Source organism: Geomonas diazotrophica (genome assembly GCF_018919385.1).
In the GTDB taxonomy this organism is placed as follows: Bacteria; Desulfobacterota; Desulfuromonadia; order Geobacterales; family Geobacteraceae; genus Geomonas; species Geomonas diazotrophica.
In genome coordinates this window covers 273923-289987 of the sequence record NZ_JAHLMF010000006.1, presented here as the reverse complement: position 1 = coordinate 289987, position 16065 = coordinate 273923, and the positions used below count along the sequence as shown (strand labels likewise).

Below are 16065 nucleotides of genomic sequence, written 5' to 3'. Positions count from 1 at the left end.
ATGAAACGCCAGACAGTGATGATAGTCGACGACACCCCCGCCAACATCGAGATCCTGAGCGAGAGCCTCGGGGACGACTACGAACTGTTCTTCGCCACTAGCGGGTTGGACGCCCTGGAACTGATCCGTGCCGACAAACCGGACCTGATCCTTCTGGACATCATGATGCCGGGGATGGACGGGTTCGAGCTCTGCGCCATCCTTAAGGGCGATCCCTCCACGCGCGACATCCCGGTCATCTTCGTGACCGCCATGATCGAGGAGGAGCAGGAGATCAAGGGGCTGGAACTGGGGGCGATCGATTACCTCACCAAGCCGATCAGCCCGCACATCGTCCGGGCGAGGGTGAAAAACCACCTGGAACTGAAGCGATACCGCGATCTTCTCGAGCAGCTGGCGAGCGCGGCGGAGCGTGCCAAGAAGGAGTTCCTGCGCAGCGTAAGCCACGAACTGCGCACGCCGCTCACACCGATCATAGGCATGACCGACCTGGTGCTCAACCAGGAAGAGGATGATAACAAGCGCAAGTATCTGGGGATGGTGCAGAAATCAGCCCTGAGGCTCCTGGGGATCGTGGAGGACCTCATCGAGACCAGCCGGCTGGAAGGGGAGGGGGGAGCGCCCGAGAATGCCACGTTCCACCTGAAGAGCTTCCTCGATATCGTGGTGATGGAGGCCCGGGCCATGGCCGATACCAAGGGGCTTGCCTTCAAGGTCCACCTGGACCCGGCACTGCCGGAAGCGGTGGTCACCGACCAGGGGATGCTGCACAAGATCCTCGTCATGCTCCTGGGGAATGCGGTCAAGTTCACCCCCCGCGGTGCCGTGGGGCTTGAGGTGCGCCAGCAGGAGGTCGCGGGCGAGCCTATGCTGCAGTTCGCGGTTTCCGATACCGGCGTGGGGATCGACGAGGCGGACCTTGAGCGCATCTTCGGCGACTTCACCCAGTCCGACGGTTCGATCACCCGCTCCTATCCGGGGCTGGGGCTCGGGCTCACCCTGGCGCGGCGCATGACCGAACTGCTGGACGGCAGCATCTGGGCCGAGAACTCCCCCGACGGCGGCTCCGTTTTCCAGCTGCAGATCCCGCTGGTGCTCCCGGACGCCAATAGCATCCCCGCAACTTGAAAAATAGGGACTGCCGGATCATTTGGTGCTATAGTCCGACGCCATGAATACGCAAGAAAGAAAACATGTCCACGTAGCCTGCGCCATCATCGAGCGCGACGGGCTGGTGCTGTCGGCCCGGCGCAGCGCATCCATGAACCTGCCGCTTCGGTGGGAGTTTCCCGGTGGGAAGATAGAGCCCGGCGAGGGGCGCGAGGAGTGTCTGAAACGCGAGCTTGTCGAGGAGATGGGGGTGGAGATAGCGGTGGGGCGCCCGCTCACTCCGACCACCCACCGGTACCCCGGCTTCGATGTGACCCTGTACCCTTACGTCTGCAGCATCGCATCCGGCGAGATCACCTTGTACGAGCATTCCGCCCTGACATGGCTCCCCCCGGAGAGGATGCTGGAGCTGGAGTGGGCCGACGCCGACCTCCCCATCATTCTGGAGTACCAGAACTCTTACAACACCAGTTCCTGAGAATCCTCCAGGACGTCCAGAAGATCGTCCATCTCTTCCTGGCTGAGTTGCAGCATGGCCGCTTCGGTCTGTTCGAAGAGGTCGATCTCCGGGTCGTGCAGCAGGCCGATCCCCTTCATCCGGCACGCCGTGTTCACGAGCCTCACCACTGTCAGCACTATGTCCTGGGTGTCGAAATTCTCGTCGTGGTGGTTGGCGACCACGTTGTAGTACCCCTTGGGCATGTTCCAGTGCTCCATGAGCCGGCACCCCTGCTCGACGTGCAGTTCGGCGAAGATCTCCAGCAGCAAGTCCTCCTCGAGCGCCGCCTGCGCCACCCCCATCTGGTTCAGCCGCTCCAGCGCTTTCAAGAGGTACAGCTTTCCGATGTCGTGCAGAAGCCCCGCCATGTAAGCCTGGTCGCCGTGCTGCGGATAGCCGGCCCGCCGCGCCAGCCAGCGACTGCCTAGGGCGCAGGCATGGCTGTGCAGCCAGAGCGACTGCATGAAGCTGTTGATCGTTCTGTTTTCCGAGGTATGCAAACTCGCCTGCGATGCCGCCATGGAAAGGTTGGCGATCTCCTGCCCCCCAAGCCTTACCACCGCTTCCTTGATGGTCTCGGTCCGGACTCGCCCGATGTACATCGGGGAGTTGGCCATCTTCAGTATCTGGCCGGCCAGCGACTGGTCCTCGTTAGCAAGATCGGTGATCTGGGTCATGGTGAAGTCGGGAGTCTGCAGCAGGTGCAGGATCCTCACCGCGATGGGGTGGAAGACCGGGAGGTCGATCGGCTGCGTACTCAGCAGGCGTCTGATGGTGAGCGACAGGGGCATGGCGATTCTCCTTCGACGGGTACGGACCCGGAAGACAGTTTAATCCACAAAAACCAGGCATCACAATACAAATCGGTCGGCGGCCGTGGAACTTAAGTGGGATCCCGCCCCGGTGGGGACTTCTCGCCGCGACAGGAGAAAAAGGTTGCCTTGGAGCGGCGATTCGGTCAAGTATGGATGCGCAGCAAACCGCAGTAACCCGCAGCATAACGGAGCAGATATGTCAGCAGAGTACAAAGGCAAGAAGGTAGCCGTCGCCATGAGCGGCGGCGTGGATTCATCGACGGTCGCGGCGCTTCTCGAAGAGCAGGGGGCGGAGGTGATCGGCATCAACATGAAGCTGTTTCGGCGCGATGGAGAGGACCCCCAGGCCAAGGGGGACGCCCAGGTCGTTGCCGAATATCTCGGCATAGGGTTCCATCAGGTGCACCTGGAGGAGGAGTTCGGTCGCCTGATCATGGATGATTTCCGCGCCCAGTACCTGGCGGGGGAGACGCCCAACCCCTGCGTGCGTTGCAACAGGTACGTGAAGTTCGGGCTGTTGCTGGACAAGGCGTTGGAACTGGGCGCCGATTACCTCGCCACCGGCCATTACGTGAGGACCAGCAAGGACGAAGGCGGGACCTGGCACCTGCTCAAGGCGGCCTATCTGGCCAAGGACCAGTCCTACTTTCTCTACACCCTCACCCAGCGGCAACTGGCCCGCGTCATCTTCCCGCTGGGGGATATGCCGAGCAAGGACGAGGTGAGAAGGCTGGCCGCCGGCTTCGGGATCCCGGTGGCGCAGAAGAGCGACAGCCAGGAGATCTGCTTCGTCCCCGGCGACGATTACGTCGCCTTCCTGGAAAAGGGGGGCGGGCTCCAGGGGAGAAGCGGCGAGATCGTGCATGTGAACGGAACCGTGCTCGGGCGCCACAACGGCACCCACCGCTACACCATCGGGCAGAGAAGGGGATTGGGGATCGCCTGGAAGGAGCCGCTCTACGTGGTCGCCATCGACGCGGCCGACGCCAGGGTCGTGGTCGGCGAGGTCGGGGGGTTGCTCGCTGCGGGACTTGTGGCCTGCGATCTGAACTGGGTGGTCCCCGTCGCGGGGGACGCGGTGCAGACCACGTGCAAGATCCGTTACCGGCAGCAGCCCGTCGACTGCCGGGTGAAGCTTTTGGGGGAAGGGATGGGCGAAGTTTTTTTTGCCGAGCCGCAGAAGTCGGTGACCCCGGGGCAGTCGGTGGTCTTCTACCAGGGGGATGAACTGGTGGGGGGCGGCCGCATCGTGAAAGCGCTGCATGTAGGGGAGTAGCCGACCTCGGCAGGTATCTGGGAACTGTAGGGGCAAATGATCATTGCCCTGCGCTGCCCCGCAGATCTGCACCATGGCTACCGCACCGGATGCACGAAGGGCGCAGGGGAGATTCCCCGGCGCCCTTTTGCTTTACCCGTGATGCAATTCCGCCGCAGCGGTTAGGCGAGTTGGCTGTTGCAGAAGCTGCAGACGTTGAGCCATTTCTGGATGGCCTCCGACTCCTCCGCCCATCCGTTCCCCAGCCTCAGCTTCAGGAAGGTCGCGAACACCGAGTTGAAGAGCTGGGTCCCTTTCTCAAGCAGCAGCATCCTCTCGAAGAAGACCGCCTCCCGCTCCATCGCCTCGTCCACCGTGCTGTCCTTCTCCAGCTTGACCGCCGGAGACTTGAAGGACGCGAAGTGGAACAGCTCACCCTTCAACGTCAGCTTGTAGTGGTCGTCCCCCGCCTCCAGGTGCAGCGTCGCCTCGGTGATCTGCTTCTTGTTCAAGAGCGCGCTTCTCACCTCGTTGAAGTGGTCCTGCGGACCGGCCACCGTGATCTTCTGCGCGCCGTTTTCGCCGGAGCCAAGCAGCACCACGCGGTCGTCCAGGTACGACACGAAGGGCTCCTGGGCGAGCAGCACGCCCGGCTGGTTCACGCTGTACTCGGAGGACTCGTTCATGGTCTGGTACATGAGCCAGAGCATGAAGTCGGTCCCCAGCCACTGGTTCTCCTTGATCAGTTCCAGGTAGTTGTCGCCGCCGGCCTTGTTGGCCTGCTGCAGCAGTACCTTGTTCCCCTCGTCCAGCACGCTCTCGGCACGGGCGTAGGGATGGAAGGCGGAGACCCTGAGCCCCTCGAAGGTCTTCTTGAACATCTCCTCGAAGAGCTCGATGACCTTGGGAGAGAGCGAGCTGAAGGTGAGGATGCCGCTCTTCGTGTCCCAGACCGCGTCGTAGGTGGCCGGGGTGGGGAGTGTCTGCGACAGGAGCATGGCGTGCACCGCCTCCTTCAGGTCCTCCCGCTTCTGTTTGGGGACCTTGGCGAAGTTCGGGTTCTCCGCGAGGAACTCCTCCTTGGCCTTCTCGAGGTGCGCCTTCAGGACCGCGGAGGGGACGGAGCGCTTGTCGCGGCGCAGCGTGAACATGAAATAGTGCTCCCGGCAGCAGGCCGCGGGGGAGTCGAAGTCGGCTATTCTGGGGTCGTCCAGATGCGCCCAGCCGACCGAGGTTTCCTCGGTTCCCTGGTCGATCGGGTTGAACCTGTTCGCTGCCAGCTGCTTGGTGACCCAGGCGTAAAGCTCTTCCTGCGGCGGTAGATCTCCCTGGACCTTGAAGTGGCAGACGCTTACTGTGTTGGCGAGGATGCCCATCGATGTTTCTCCTTCGGTTTGCGTTTCTTGTTTCCCGCGCGGGCGGGACAGCATGGATACACCTTTTGCCTTTGAGGGGCAAGTTAAAAAGGGTAAAAGCCAACGGTTCCCGCTTCCGGCTCGGCTTTTTGGGCCGGGTAGGGGACGCCACCGGAACTCATGGTGATCCCGACGGAAGGACGGCAATCAGGATCAGTACGAACTCCTTCATGTCGCCTCCGTTTAGAGCGGCGCCAGTGTACTCAATTTGCCGCGCCAAAACAACACGTAACCGGCCCCCGTCACCACACGAGCCGCATACCGGGTCGCCTGCTCCAGCAATTACTCCGATGTGGTAGAATCGCTGCATTGTCTTTGTCAAAGGAGGACCCGATGCACGTTGCGCTGCTGCAGATGAGGCTGTTGCTGCCAAGCCGCACGCTCAAGGAGAAGAGGGCGATCGTGAAGAGCGTGCTGGCCCGTGCGCGCAACCGGTTCAACGTCGCCTGTTCCGAGAGCGCCCTGAACGACCAACCAGCCGATGCCGAGCTCTGTTTCGTCACGGTCGCCCCAAACCCCACCCGCGCCAGGCAGCTCCTGCAGGAACTTGAGTACTGGCTGGTCTCGGAACGGCCGGACCTGCAGATCATCGACCTGCAGGTCGAAGAGCTGTAGCAGCATTGTGGCTTTCCACCCATTCGAAAATGTGTTAGCTTCCGCTTCTATGAAATCGCTAATCGGGGTGACCCTGCATGGCACAAGATGACCTGAACAGACTGACCATCGACAAGCAACGCCACACCCCCGCCGGAGGCGCCGGCAAGAAGCGGCGCACGCAGGTCGTGACGGTGCTGGTGCTTTTGGCCCTGGTGCTGGCGATCTGGACCGTGGCGGCGAGGCGCAGCGTCGAGGTGGAAGTGGCCACCGTGTCCCTCATCTATCCCTCGCAGACCATCTCCCTTTTGAACGCGAGCGGCTACGTGGTGGCCCAGAGAAAGGCGGCGGTGGCCTCCAAGGCAACCGGTAGGCTGGAATGGCTCGGGGTGGAGGAGGGGAGCGTGGTGCGGGCGGGGCAACTTCTGGCACGGCTCGAAAACCGTGATGTGGCTGCCGAAAAGGGGCAGGCCTCGGCGACGCTTTCGGCTGCGCGGGACAACCTCGAGCAGGCCAGGGTCGAGCAAAAGGATGCCACCCGGGCTCTCTCACGGGCGAAGGAGCTGATCGGCCAGGGGATCATCGCCCAGGCGGATTACGATACCGCCGAGGCCCGCTACCAGCGCGCGGTCGCCGCAGTCGCCGCAGCCCAGGCCAATATCAGCGGAGCGCAGAGCGCCCTGCGGGGTGCGGAGGCGTCCCTTGACTACACGCTGATCCGCGCCCCCTTCGACGGCGTGGTGCTCACCAAGAACGCCGACGTCGGCGACATCGTCTCGCCGCTTGCCGCCTCTGCCAACGCCAAGGCTGCCGTCGTCACCATGGCCGACATGGGGTCGCTGCAGGTGGAGGCCGACGTATCCGAGGCCAACCTGGCCAAGGTCAAGGTGGGGCAGCCGTGCGAGATCCTCCTCGATGCCCTGCCGGACGTACGGTTCCGCGGCGCGCTCTACACCATAGTCCCCACGGCCGACCGCAGCAAGGGGAGCGTCATGGTGAAAGTCCGCTTCCTGGACAAGGACACGCGCATCCTCCCCGAGATGAGCGCGAAGGTCGCCTTCCTGGAGCGCGAGATGAAGCAAGGGGAGGGGACCCCGCGCGTCGCCGTCTCCCCGACGGCCGTGGTCCGCCGCGACGGCAGGGATTACGTCTTCAAGGTGGTGCAGGGCCGGGTGCAGCTGACCCCGGTGGTCCTTGGGGGGAAGATGGGCGACCTGGTGCAGGTCGCATCCGGCGTCAAGGCCGGAGAGCGGATCGCCACGAAGCCCCTGGACAAGCTGCGTGACGGCAGCCGCGTCAAGACGGCGGAAAAGTAGCCATGGCCGAAGCGAGCGAGCCGATCGTCCGTATCAGGAACCTCTCCAAGGCCTACCGCCGGGGCGCCCAGATCATCCCCGTCCTCACCGGTATCAACTTCGACATCGCCCGGGGCGAATTCGTCGCCCTCATGGGTCCTTCCGGCTCCGGCAAGAGCACGCTCCTCAACCTGATAGCCGGCATCGACAGCGCCGATGAGGGCTCCATCCAGGTGGCCGACGTCGAGATCACGACGCTTGGTGAAAGCGATCTCGCCAGCTGGCGCGCCGGCAGCGTCGGCTTCATCTTCCAGTTCTACAACCTGATCCCGGTGCTGACCGCCTTCGAGAACGTGGAGCTCCCCCTTTTGTTGACCCACCTGAACCGGCGCGAGCGGCGCGAGCACGTCGAGGCGGTGCTGGACGTGGTCGGGCTCGCCGACCGGATGGACCACTACCCCTCCCAGCTTTCCGGCGGCCAACAGCAGCGGGTCGCCATCGCCCGCGCCATCGTCACCGATCCCGAGATCCTGGTGGCGGACGAGCCGACCGGGGACCTGGACCGTGTCTCAGCCGAGGAAATCCTTCAGCTCATGGACCGCCTGGTGCGGGAGTTCGGCAAGACCGTGGTCATGGTGACCCACGACCCCCGCGCCGCCGAGAAAGCCCACATCATCCGTCACCTGGAGAAGGGCGAACTGAGCGTGACCTAGATGGGCATTCCCTATTCCTACAGCTTCCGCAATCTTTGGACCAGGCGCCTCACCACCGTCCTCACCGCGAGCGGCATGGGGCTCGTCGTCTTCGTCTTTGCCGCGACCCTCATGCTGACCGAGGGGCTGCAAAAGACCCTGGTGCAGACCGGATCCAGCGACAACGTGGTGCTGCTCAGGAAATCCTCCAACTCCGAGGTGCAAAGCGCGGTGGAGAGGGACCAGGCTTCCCTGCTGGAGAGCCAGCCCGAGATAGCCGTGGGGGCGGATGGGGAGCCGCTGCTGGCCAAGGAGCTGGTGGTTCTGATCAACCTGAAAAAGCGGGTGGGGGACAAGCCTTCCAACGTGATCATCCGCGGCATCGACCCGGCCTCGTTGAAGTTGCGCCCTGCGGTCCGCCTGAAGGAGGGGCGCATGCCGCGTCCCGGTTCCGCCGAGGTCGTCGCCGGAGAGAGCGTGGCGCGTCGCTTCAAGGGGTGCGGTCTTGGTGAGACGCTTCGTTTCGGGATGCGCGACTGGCGTGTCGTCGGCGTATTCGATGCCGGTGCCACCGGGTTCTCCTCCGAGATCTGGGGGGACCGCGACCAGATGATGCAGGCGTTCAGGCGGCCGGTGTATTCCTCGATCATATTCCGGTTGCGCGACACCACCGCCTTCGACGCCTACAAGGCGCGGATAGAATCGGACCCGCGGCTCACCGTCGAGGCGAAGCGGGAGACCCGCTACTACCTGGACCAGTCCGAGGCCATGGCGAAGTTTCTGCGCATCCTGGGGCTCGTGCTCACCGTCGTCTTCTCCATAGGCGCGGTGATCGGGGCGACCATCACCATGTACGCCGCCGTCGCCAACCGGGTCACGGAGATCGGGACCTTGCGGGCCCTTGGCTTTCAGAGAAAGAGCATCCTCTCCGCGTTCATCGTCGAGGCGCTCCTGCTCGGGTTGTGCGGAGGGGTGCTGGGGTTGTTTGCCGCCTCCTTCATGCAGCTCATAACCATTTCCACCATGAACTGGGCCTCTTTCTCCGAGTTGGCATTTTCCTTCACGCTCAACGTCAGCATAGTCTGGAAGTCGCTGTTGTTTTCAGCCGTCATGGGATTGGTGGGCGGGGTGTTGCCCGCCTTCCGGGCCTCGCGGATGAAGATAGTGGAGGCGCTGCGGGCCACGTGAAAAAACGTGGTGGGTGGTTTTGAGGTTTTGATGTTTATCCTGAAATACATCCTCAGGAATCTCTTCCGGCACCGGCTCCGTTCCATCCTCACCGTCGTGGGGGTGGCCGTGGCGGTGCTCGCCTTCGGCCTCTTGCGCACCCTGGTCGGCCTTTGGTACTCCGGCGCCGAGCACGCCTCGGACACGCGGCTCGTCACCCGTAACGCCATCTCCCTCGTCTTCCCGCTCCCCATCTCCTACCTCGAACGTATCCGGGGCGTATCCGGGGTCACCACGGTCTCCTACGGCAGCTGGTTCGGCGCCTACTACAAGGAGCCCAAGAACTTCTTCGCCAACTACGCCATCGAGCCCAAGGGGTACATGGAGCTCTACCCGGAGTTCATCCTCTCTCCCAAGGAGAAGAACGATTTCCTCCTGGACCGCAAGGGGTGCATCGTCGGGGAGCGCCTGGCCCGCACCTACGGCTGGAAGGTCGGTGACCTGATCACCCTGAAGGGGACCATCTACCCGGGTCAATGGGAGTTCGTGCTGCGCGGCATCTACCACGGCAAGGAGAAGGCGACCGAGGAGCGCATCCTCCTCTTCCACTGGAACTACCTGAACGAGACCATGCGCCAGACCGTTCCCCGGCGCGCCGACCAGGTCGGCTACTTCATCGTCGGGGTGAAAAAGCCCGAACTCGCCCCGGATGTGGCCCTCGCCATCGACTCGCTTTTCAAGAACTCGCTGGCGGAGACCCTGACGGAAACCGAGAAGGCCTTCCACATGAGCTTCGTGTCCATGACCGAGGCGATCATGATCGCCATCCAGATCGTGTCGTACATGGTGATCGCCATTATCATGGTGGTGGCGGCCAACACCATGGCCATGACGGCGCGCGAGCGGATCGGCGAGTACGCCACCCTGAAGACCCTCGGCTTCAAGGGGGGGCACCTGGCGGGGCTGATCTTCGGGGAATCCGTCGCCATCTCCTTTCTCGGTGGCGTACTCGGCGTTGTCGCCACCTTCCCGGCAGCGAGCTGGATCGAGACCGAGCTCGCCCAGTTTTTCCCCTACTTCAGCGTTTCCAGCGAGACGCTGCTGCTCGAATTGCTGGCCGCCCTCTCGGTCGGCGTCGTTTCGGGCATTTTCCCCACCTGGCGCGGCGCCACCATCCGCATCGCCGACGGCCTGAAACGGATCGGATGAACCCTCTCACACAAACCCGATCACGCAAAGCCGCAAAGGCGCAAAGGCCAGCTCTTAATTTCATCTTTGCCTTTTGCCGTAAAGCATATAAGATTGCCAACCCCGTTTTGCCTTTTTTGTTTTTGACTTTCTTTGCGTCTTCGCGGCTTTGCGTGAGGCGCTTTGCTTGGAGGCTTCTTTGAGATTTCTTCGTCTGCCCAAGGACCGCATCGTCTGGCTGCTGCTCCTGGTCTCCCTGATCCTGTACCTCGCCGACTATTTCCTGTTCCCCCGCGCCGAGGAGATCGGTTTCAACTTCATGTCCAACGTGGCCTTCCTCCCGGTCTACGTCCTCTTCGTGACGCTGATGATCGAGCGGGTGCTCAAGGAGCGCGAGCGCGAGGCGATGATCAAGAAGCTCAACATGGTGATCGGGATCTTCTTCAGCGAGGTGGGGTCCCCGCTGCTGCGCGACCTGCACGACTTCTACCCCGACGGCGAGGAACTCTCCAAAAAACTCGGGGTCACGGTGCGCTGGCGCGAGGAGGATTACCGCGCGGCCAGGGAATTCCTCAAGCAACACGAAATCCGTCCCGATTCCCGCGCCGGCGACCTCGCCGCCCTCAGGGCTTTCCTGTCCGAAAAGAAAGGGGTCATGCTCTCCCTCATGGAGAACCCGAACCTGTTGGAGCACGAATCCTTCACCGACCTCCTTTGGGCTGTTTTCCACCTGATCGAGGAACTGCAGGCTCGCCGCTCCCTTACCGGACTCCCCGCCAGCGACATGGACCACCTGAGCGGCGACATGAAACGCGTACATACCTACCTCCTCATGGAGTGGCTCTCCTACATGGCGCACCTGCAGAAGGACTACCCCTACCTCTTCTCGCTCGCGGTCCGCATGAACCCGATGAACCCGGAGGCGCACCCCGAGGTGACCTGAGAAAGAGAAAAAAGTTGCATATTTGCGACGGGTGCCTTATAAATATCAGCTCCGCAAAAAGCCACTATCCCTCCTGAAAGGTGACCGAAAGCTTTGAAAGAAAAGCAGACTCTGGCAAAACTCCGTCAGGAAATAGATGCGGTGGACGATCGCATCCTGGAACTTCTCAACGAGCGGGCCAAGCTCGTGATGCAGGTCGGCGCGGTAAAGACCGAAAACCGCAGCGACTTTCACGTGCCCAGCCGCGAGAGGGAGATCTACGAGCGTCTCGCCGCTGCGAACCCCGGCCCCTTCCCGGCCGAGGCGGTGCGCGGCGTTTTCCGCGAGATCATCTCGGCGTCGCTGGCGCTGGAAAAGCCTTTGAAGGTCGCCTTCCTGGGGCCCAACGCCACCTTCAGCCACCTGGCCGCCATGCAGCATTTCGGCCTTTCCGCCTCGCTTTCGCCGGAGCGTTCCATCCCGGCCGTGTTCGAGGCGGTGGAGAAGGGCGAGGCGTACTACGGCGTGGTCCCGGTAGAGAACACCACCGAAGGGATGATCTCCCACACGCTCGACATGTTTATGGAGAGCGAGCTGAAGATCAACGCGGAGGTCCTTTTGGAGGTGTCCCACTTCCTGCTCTCCAGGACCGGCCGCTTCGAGGACATCAAGAAGGTCTACTCGCACCCGCAGCCCCTGGCCCAATGCCGCAAGTGGCTCGCCGAGAACCTCCCCAACGTCCCCCTGGTTGACGTCGCCTCCACGACGCTCGCCGCCCAGATCGTGGCCGAGGACTACACCGCGGCGGCCATCGCCAGCGAGTACGCCTCCTCCATCTACAACCTGAAGATCGTCAAGGCCCGCATCGAGGACCAAGTGAACAACTTCACCAGGTTCCTGGTCGTCGGCCGGAAGATGGCCGACCGCAGCGGCGACGACAAGACCTCGCTCATGTTCTCGGTGCGCGACGAGCCGGGGATTCTGCACCGGATGCTGGAGCCCTTCGCCAAGCGCGGCATCAACCTCTCCAAGATCGAGTCCCGCCCGCTCAAGAAGAAGGCGTGGGAATACATCTTCTACCTCGACCTCTCCGGGCACATCTCCGATCCCGCCGTCGGCGAGGCGGTGCAGGATCTCTCTACCTGCTGCCAGTTCGTGAAGGTTCTGGGATCGTACCCCCGGGCGCGTCAGTGAGGGGGGCGTAGCATGGTCTATTTCAAGAAAATGGCCGTGATCGGCGTCGGTCTCATCGGCGGTTCCCTGGCCCGCGTCCTGCGCGAGAAGGGTGCTGTGGGCGAGGTGGTTGGCGTCGGGCGCGGCGAAGCGAACCTTAAACGCGGCGTCGAGCTTGGCGTCCTGGACAGCTACACCACCGATGCCAGGGAAGGTGTAGCCGGGGCCGATCTCGTCTTCATCGCGACGCCGGTCTGCACCATACCGAACGTGGTCGCCGAGATAGCGCCCTGCCTGGCCCCCGGATGCATCGTCACCGACGGCGGCAGCGTCAAGGAGACCGTGGTGTCGGCCTGCGAGCCGCTCATGCCGGAAGGGACCTTCTTCGTCGGCGGGCATCCCATCGCCGGGACCGAGCATTCCGGCGTCGAGGCCTCCTTTTCCACCCTTTACATGGGAAGGCGCTGCATCGTTACCCCCACCCCCAACACCGATCCGGTCGCGTTGGAGAAGGTGGTCGAGCTCTGGAAGATCGCCGGTTCAACCGTGCCGCTGATGGATCCCGTGCAGCACGACCGGGTGGTGGCCGCGATCTCGCACCTGCCGCACATGGTAGCCTACTCCCTGGTGAACGCGGTGGATGGTTACGACCGTTTCGGCGGCGATCTCCTCTCCTTTTCCGCCGGCGGTTTCAGGGATTTCACCCGGATAGCCTCCTCTGATCCGGTCATGTGGCGCGACATCGCCCTCACCAACCGTGAGGCGATATTGGAGATGATGGACTTCTTCTCCGTGTACCTGGAGAAACTGCGAACTCTCGTTGCCGAAGGCGATGCCGACGGCCTGCAGGCCTTCTTCCTGAACTCGAAACAGAAGCGGGACGCGATTCTTTAACGGCAGGGGCTGGTGACTGGTGACTGGTGACTGGCAGGTCGGACTAGCGGCTGGGGATAAATAACCGACGTGGGTAGGGTGTGTTGGAACTAGGGGAGCCGGCGTATGTTTTCGCTAGCCCCTGGCCCCCAGCCCCTAGCCCCGCCTTTGAGGTGTTCACATGCAAAGCTACACCGTTCAACCCGCCAAGGGAGTGCGCGGCGAGATCCGCGTCCCCGGCGACAAGTCCATATCGCATCGCTCCATCATGTTCGGCTCCATCGCCAACGGCGTGACCAAGGTCTCGGGCTTTTTGCGCGGCGAGGACGCCCTCGCCACCCTGGAAGCCTTCCGCGCCATGGGCGTCCAGATCGACGACGACGGCGAGACGGTAACCATCGTGGGCAAGGGTCTGCACGGGCTCGAGGAGCCGACCGACGTGCTGGACTGCGGCAACTCCGGCACCTCGATGAGGCTCCTTACCGGGCTTCTCGCCGGGCAGAGCTTCTTCTCGGTACTTTCGGGCGACAAGTACCTGCGCGCCCGCCCCATGAAGCGCGTGGTCGGGCCGCTCTCCAAGATGGGCGCCCGCATCGGCGGCCGCGCCGGCGGCGAAAAGGCCCCGCTCGCCATCCAGGGGGCGCAACTCAAGGGAATCGAGTACGACTCCCCGGTTTCCAGCGCCCAGGTGAAATCCGCCATCATGCTGGCCGGGCTCTATGCCGACGGCGAAACCGTGGTGCGCGAGCCGCACCTCTCCCGCGACCACTCGGAGCGGATGCTGCGCGCCTTCGGGGCCAACGTGGAGACCTTCCCGGGAGGCGTGAAGGTTCGCGGCGGCGCAGAACTGACCGGACGCGACATCGTCGTTCCCGGCGACATCTCCTCGGCCGCCTTCTTCATGGTCGCCGCGCTGATCGTCCCGGGTGCTGAACTTGTCATCCGCGGGGTCGGCGTCAACCCGACCCGCACCGGCATCATCGACATCCTCAAGGGTATGGGCGGCGACCTGGAACTTTTGAATGAGCGCGACGAGACCGGCGAGCCGGTGGCGGACATCCGGGTGCGTTACTCGCAGCTGAAGGCCATGGAGATCTCCGGGGAGGTGGTGCCCCGCGCCATCGACGAGTTTCCGGCCATCTGCGTGGCGGCATCGCTCGCACAAGGGACCACCGTGGTGCGCGGCGCCTCCGAATTGCGGGTCAAGGAGACCGACCGGATCGCCGCCATGGCGGACAACCTGAAACGGGCCGGGGTCAGCGTGGTGGAGACGCCGGACGGGATGGAAATCACCGGAGTGCCCGCCCTCAGGGCTTGCGCCGCCGACAGCTTCGGCGATCACAGGATCGCCATGTCCATGATGGTGGCAGGACTGGTCGCACAGGGGGAGACCACGATCTCCGATGTCGACTGCATCGCCACCTCGTTCCCCGGCTTCCGTGAACTTCTCGAGGGGGTAGTGCAGCGTTGAGTGCAGTGAGAGAAAACGGAGTAATCGTAGCGATAGATGGTCCCTCCGGGGCCGGGAAAAGCAGCCTTACCAAGCTTTTGGCCCGGCGCCTCGGCTACATCCACATCGATACCGGCGCCATGTTCCGCGCCGTCGCCCTCATGTCCAAGCGGGCCGGCATCGCAAGCGATGACGATGCGGGACTGGCCGAGCTTTGCCGCGGGTTGGAAATCACCTTCGTGAGGGACGGCGAGAACTGCCGGGTGCTGGCCAACGGCGAGGACGTCTCCCGGGAGATTCGCAGCGAGGAGATCGGTCTTCTTACCTCCGCCATCTCGGCAAGAAAGCCGGTTCGCGAGGCGCTTTTGATCATGCAACGCGCCATGGGGGCGAAGGGGGGCGTCATCCTCGAGGGGCGCGACATCGGCACCGTGGTATTCCCGGACGCCGAAGTGAAATTCTTCCTCTCCGCGAGCGCCGAGGAACGCGGCCGGCGCCGCTACCTCGAACTGGCCGCCCGAGGCGATCAGGCAACCCTCGAGGAGACCATCGCCAAGGTGATCCAGCGCGACCGTCAGGACGAGGGGCGCGAGCACGCACCGCTCAAACAGGCCGAGGACGCGCTCCCCATAGACTCAACCAGCCTCTCCATCGATCAGGTGCTGACGGTCATGGAGAACGCCGTGCGCGAGCGCTTGGTGCAGGGCGACAAGGGGTAACTATGGAAGTGATACTGGCCAAACACGCAGGTTTTTGCTTCGGCGTCAAAAGGGCCACCCATCTGGCTTTCGACGCGGCCGACAAGGGGGGGGACACCTACACCCTTGGGCCCATCATCCACTCGCCGCAGGTGGTGCAGCGGCTCGAAGAGATGGGGGTGAAGTCGGTCGAAGACGTGGGGGAGATCAAAAACGGCAGTACCGTGATCATCCGCTCCCATGGCGTCGCCGCCGAGGAACTCGAAGCCGCGGTGCGCGCCGATCTCGCCATAGTCGACGCCACGTGCCCCTTCGTGAAGAAGGCGCAGGAACACGTGGCGACGCTCTCCAGGGAAGGGTACGACGTGGTCGTGGTGGGGGACGCCGTGCATCCCGAGGTGCAGGGGATCGTTTCCTACGCCACTGGCCGGGTCTACGTGGTCAGCTCCGGCAAGGACGTGGAGAGGCTGCCGCGCATGGCCAAGATGGGTGTGGTGGCTCAGACCACCCAGTCCTTCGAGCACCTGAACGAGGTTGTCACCGCCTGTCTGGCCCGCGGCGGCGAGACCCGGGTCTACAACACCATCTGCGACGCGACGGCGGTGCGCCAGGAAGAGACGAAGAAGCTGGCCGGCGAGGTGGATTGCATGATCGTGATCGGCGGCTTCAACAGCGCCAACACCAGGCGCCTGGCGCAGATCTGCCGCGAGCTTTTGCCGCGCACCCACCACATCGAGACCGCCGGCCAGATCGACCCGGCCTGGTTCGAAGGTGTGCAGCGGGTCGGGGTTACGGCGGGGGCCTCGACGCCGAAGTGGTTGATCGACGAGGTGACGGAAAGAATTTCGGCTATCGACAAAGATAAAATAGGTTGATATTTTTGGTCGATGTGCTAAATTAGCTCGATTTTATATGGAGA

Annotated in this window: 16 protein-coding genes; 14 read left to right on the top strand and 2 right to left on the bottom strand. The window is 63.2% G+C overall.

Annotation, left to right across the window (positions count from 1 at the left end):
• Positions 1-1128, top strand: coding sequence for a hybrid sensor histidine kinase/response regulator (locus tag KOM00_RS08670; protein WP_216498514.1), 1128 nt, complete (start codon positions 1-3; stop codon positions 1126-1128).
• A 43-nt stretch (positions 1129-1171) separates the two neighbouring features.
• Complete coding sequence (locus KOM00_RS08665; protein ID WP_216498513.1) at positions 1172-1588, top strand: (deoxy)nucleoside triphosphate pyrophosphohydrolase; 417 nt, start codon at positions 1172-1174, stop codon at positions 1586-1588.
• On the opposite strand, the gene KOM00_RS08660 is transcribed toward KOM00_RS08665, so the two are convergent.
• The gene (locus KOM00_RS08660) at positions 1570-2400 is read right to left on the bottom strand and encodes an HDOD domain-containing protein (RefSeq protein WP_216498512.1); all 831 of its coding nucleotides are present in this window, start codon (positions 2398-2400) and stop codon (positions 1570-1572) included. The genes KOM00_RS08665 and KOM00_RS08660 overlap by 19 nt on opposite strands.
• A gap of 220 nt (positions 2401-2620) precedes the next feature.
• Between KOM00_RS08660 and mnmA the strand changes: the two genes are divergently transcribed.
• Positions 2621-3700, top strand: coding sequence for a tRNA 2-thiouridine(34) synthase MnmA (gene mnmA / locus KOM00_RS08655; protein WP_216498511.1), 1080 nt, complete (start codon positions 2621-2623; stop codon positions 3698-3700).
• Between the two features lie 161 nt (positions 3701-3861).
• Here mnmA and rdgC read toward each other — a convergent pair whose 3' ends face one another.
• Complete coding sequence (gene rdgC / locus KOM00_RS08650) at positions 3862-5055, bottom strand: recombination-associated protein RdgC (protein ID WP_216498510.1); 1194 nt, start codon at positions 5053-5055, stop codon at positions 3862-3864.
• A gap of 372 nt (positions 5056-5427) precedes the next feature.
• Between rdgC and KOM00_RS08645 the strand changes: the two genes are divergently transcribed.
• From KOM00_RS08645 to ispH, 11 genes are all read left to right on the top strand, one after another.
• Positions 5428-5709 carry a DUF503 domain-containing protein gene (locus KOM00_RS08645; RefSeq protein ID WP_216498509.1) on the top strand — a complete coding sequence of 94 codons (282 nt, stop codon included), beginning with the start codon at positions 5428-5430 and terminating at the stop codon, positions 5707-5709.
• A gap of 77 nt (positions 5710-5786) precedes the next feature.
• Entirely contained in the window at positions 5787-7004 is a 1218-nt protein-coding gene (locus KOM00_RS08640) for an efflux RND transporter periplasmic adaptor subunit (RefSeq protein WP_216498508.1), read from the top strand.
• Between the two features lie 2 nt (positions 7005-7006).
• Positions 7007-7696, top strand: a complete 690-nt coding sequence (locus tag KOM00_RS08635; RefSeq protein WP_216498507.1) for an ABC transporter ATP-binding protein — start codon at positions 7007-7009, stop codon at positions 7694-7696.
• The gene (locus KOM00_RS08630) at positions 7697-8863 is read left to right on the top strand and encodes an ABC transporter permease (protein ID WP_216498506.1); all 1167 of its coding nucleotides are present in this window, start codon (positions 7697-7699) and stop codon (positions 8861-8863) included.
• Positions 8864-8893: 30 nt separating this feature from the next.
• Entirely contained in the window at positions 8894-10051 is a 1158-nt protein-coding gene (locus KOM00_RS08625; protein WP_216498505.1) for an ABC transporter permease, read from the top strand.
• 178 nt (positions 10052-10229) lie between these two features.
• On the top strand, positions 10230-10973 hold the full coding sequence (locus tag KOM00_RS08620) for a hypothetical protein (protein WP_216498504.1): 744 nt from the start codon (positions 10230-10232) through the stop codon (positions 10971-10973).
• Positions 10974-11066: 93 nt separating this feature from the next.
• Positions 11067-12146: a prephenate dehydratase gene (gene pheA / locus KOM00_RS08615; RefSeq protein ID WP_216498503.1), complete on the top strand. Its 1080-nt coding sequence runs from the start codon at positions 11067-11069 to the stop codon at positions 12144-12146.
• 12 nt (positions 12147-12158) lie between these two features.
• A complete protein-coding gene (locus KOM00_RS08610; protein ID WP_216498502.1) occupies positions 12159-13019 on the top strand; it encodes a prephenate dehydrogenase in 861 nt (286 codons plus the stop codon).
• Between the two features lie 160 nt (positions 13020-13179).
• On the top strand, positions 13180-14469 hold the full coding sequence (gene aroA, locus KOM00_RS08605) for a 3-phosphoshikimate 1-carboxyvinyltransferase (RefSeq protein WP_216498501.1): 1290 nt from the start codon (positions 13180-13182) through the stop codon (positions 14467-14469).
• Entirely contained in the window at positions 14466-15167 is a 702-nt protein-coding gene (gene cmk / locus KOM00_RS08600; RefSeq protein ID WP_216498500.1) for a (d)CMP kinase, read from the top strand. The genes aroA and cmk overlap by 4 nt, the downstream gene beginning before the upstream one ends.
• Before the next feature lie 2 nt (positions 15168-15169).
• A complete protein-coding gene (gene ispH / locus KOM00_RS08595) occupies positions 15170-16021 on the top strand; it encodes a 4-hydroxy-3-methylbut-2-enyl diphosphate reductase (RefSeq protein WP_216498499.1) in 852 nt (283 codons plus the stop codon).
• The last annotated feature ends 44 nt before the right edge of the window (positions 16022-16065 follow it).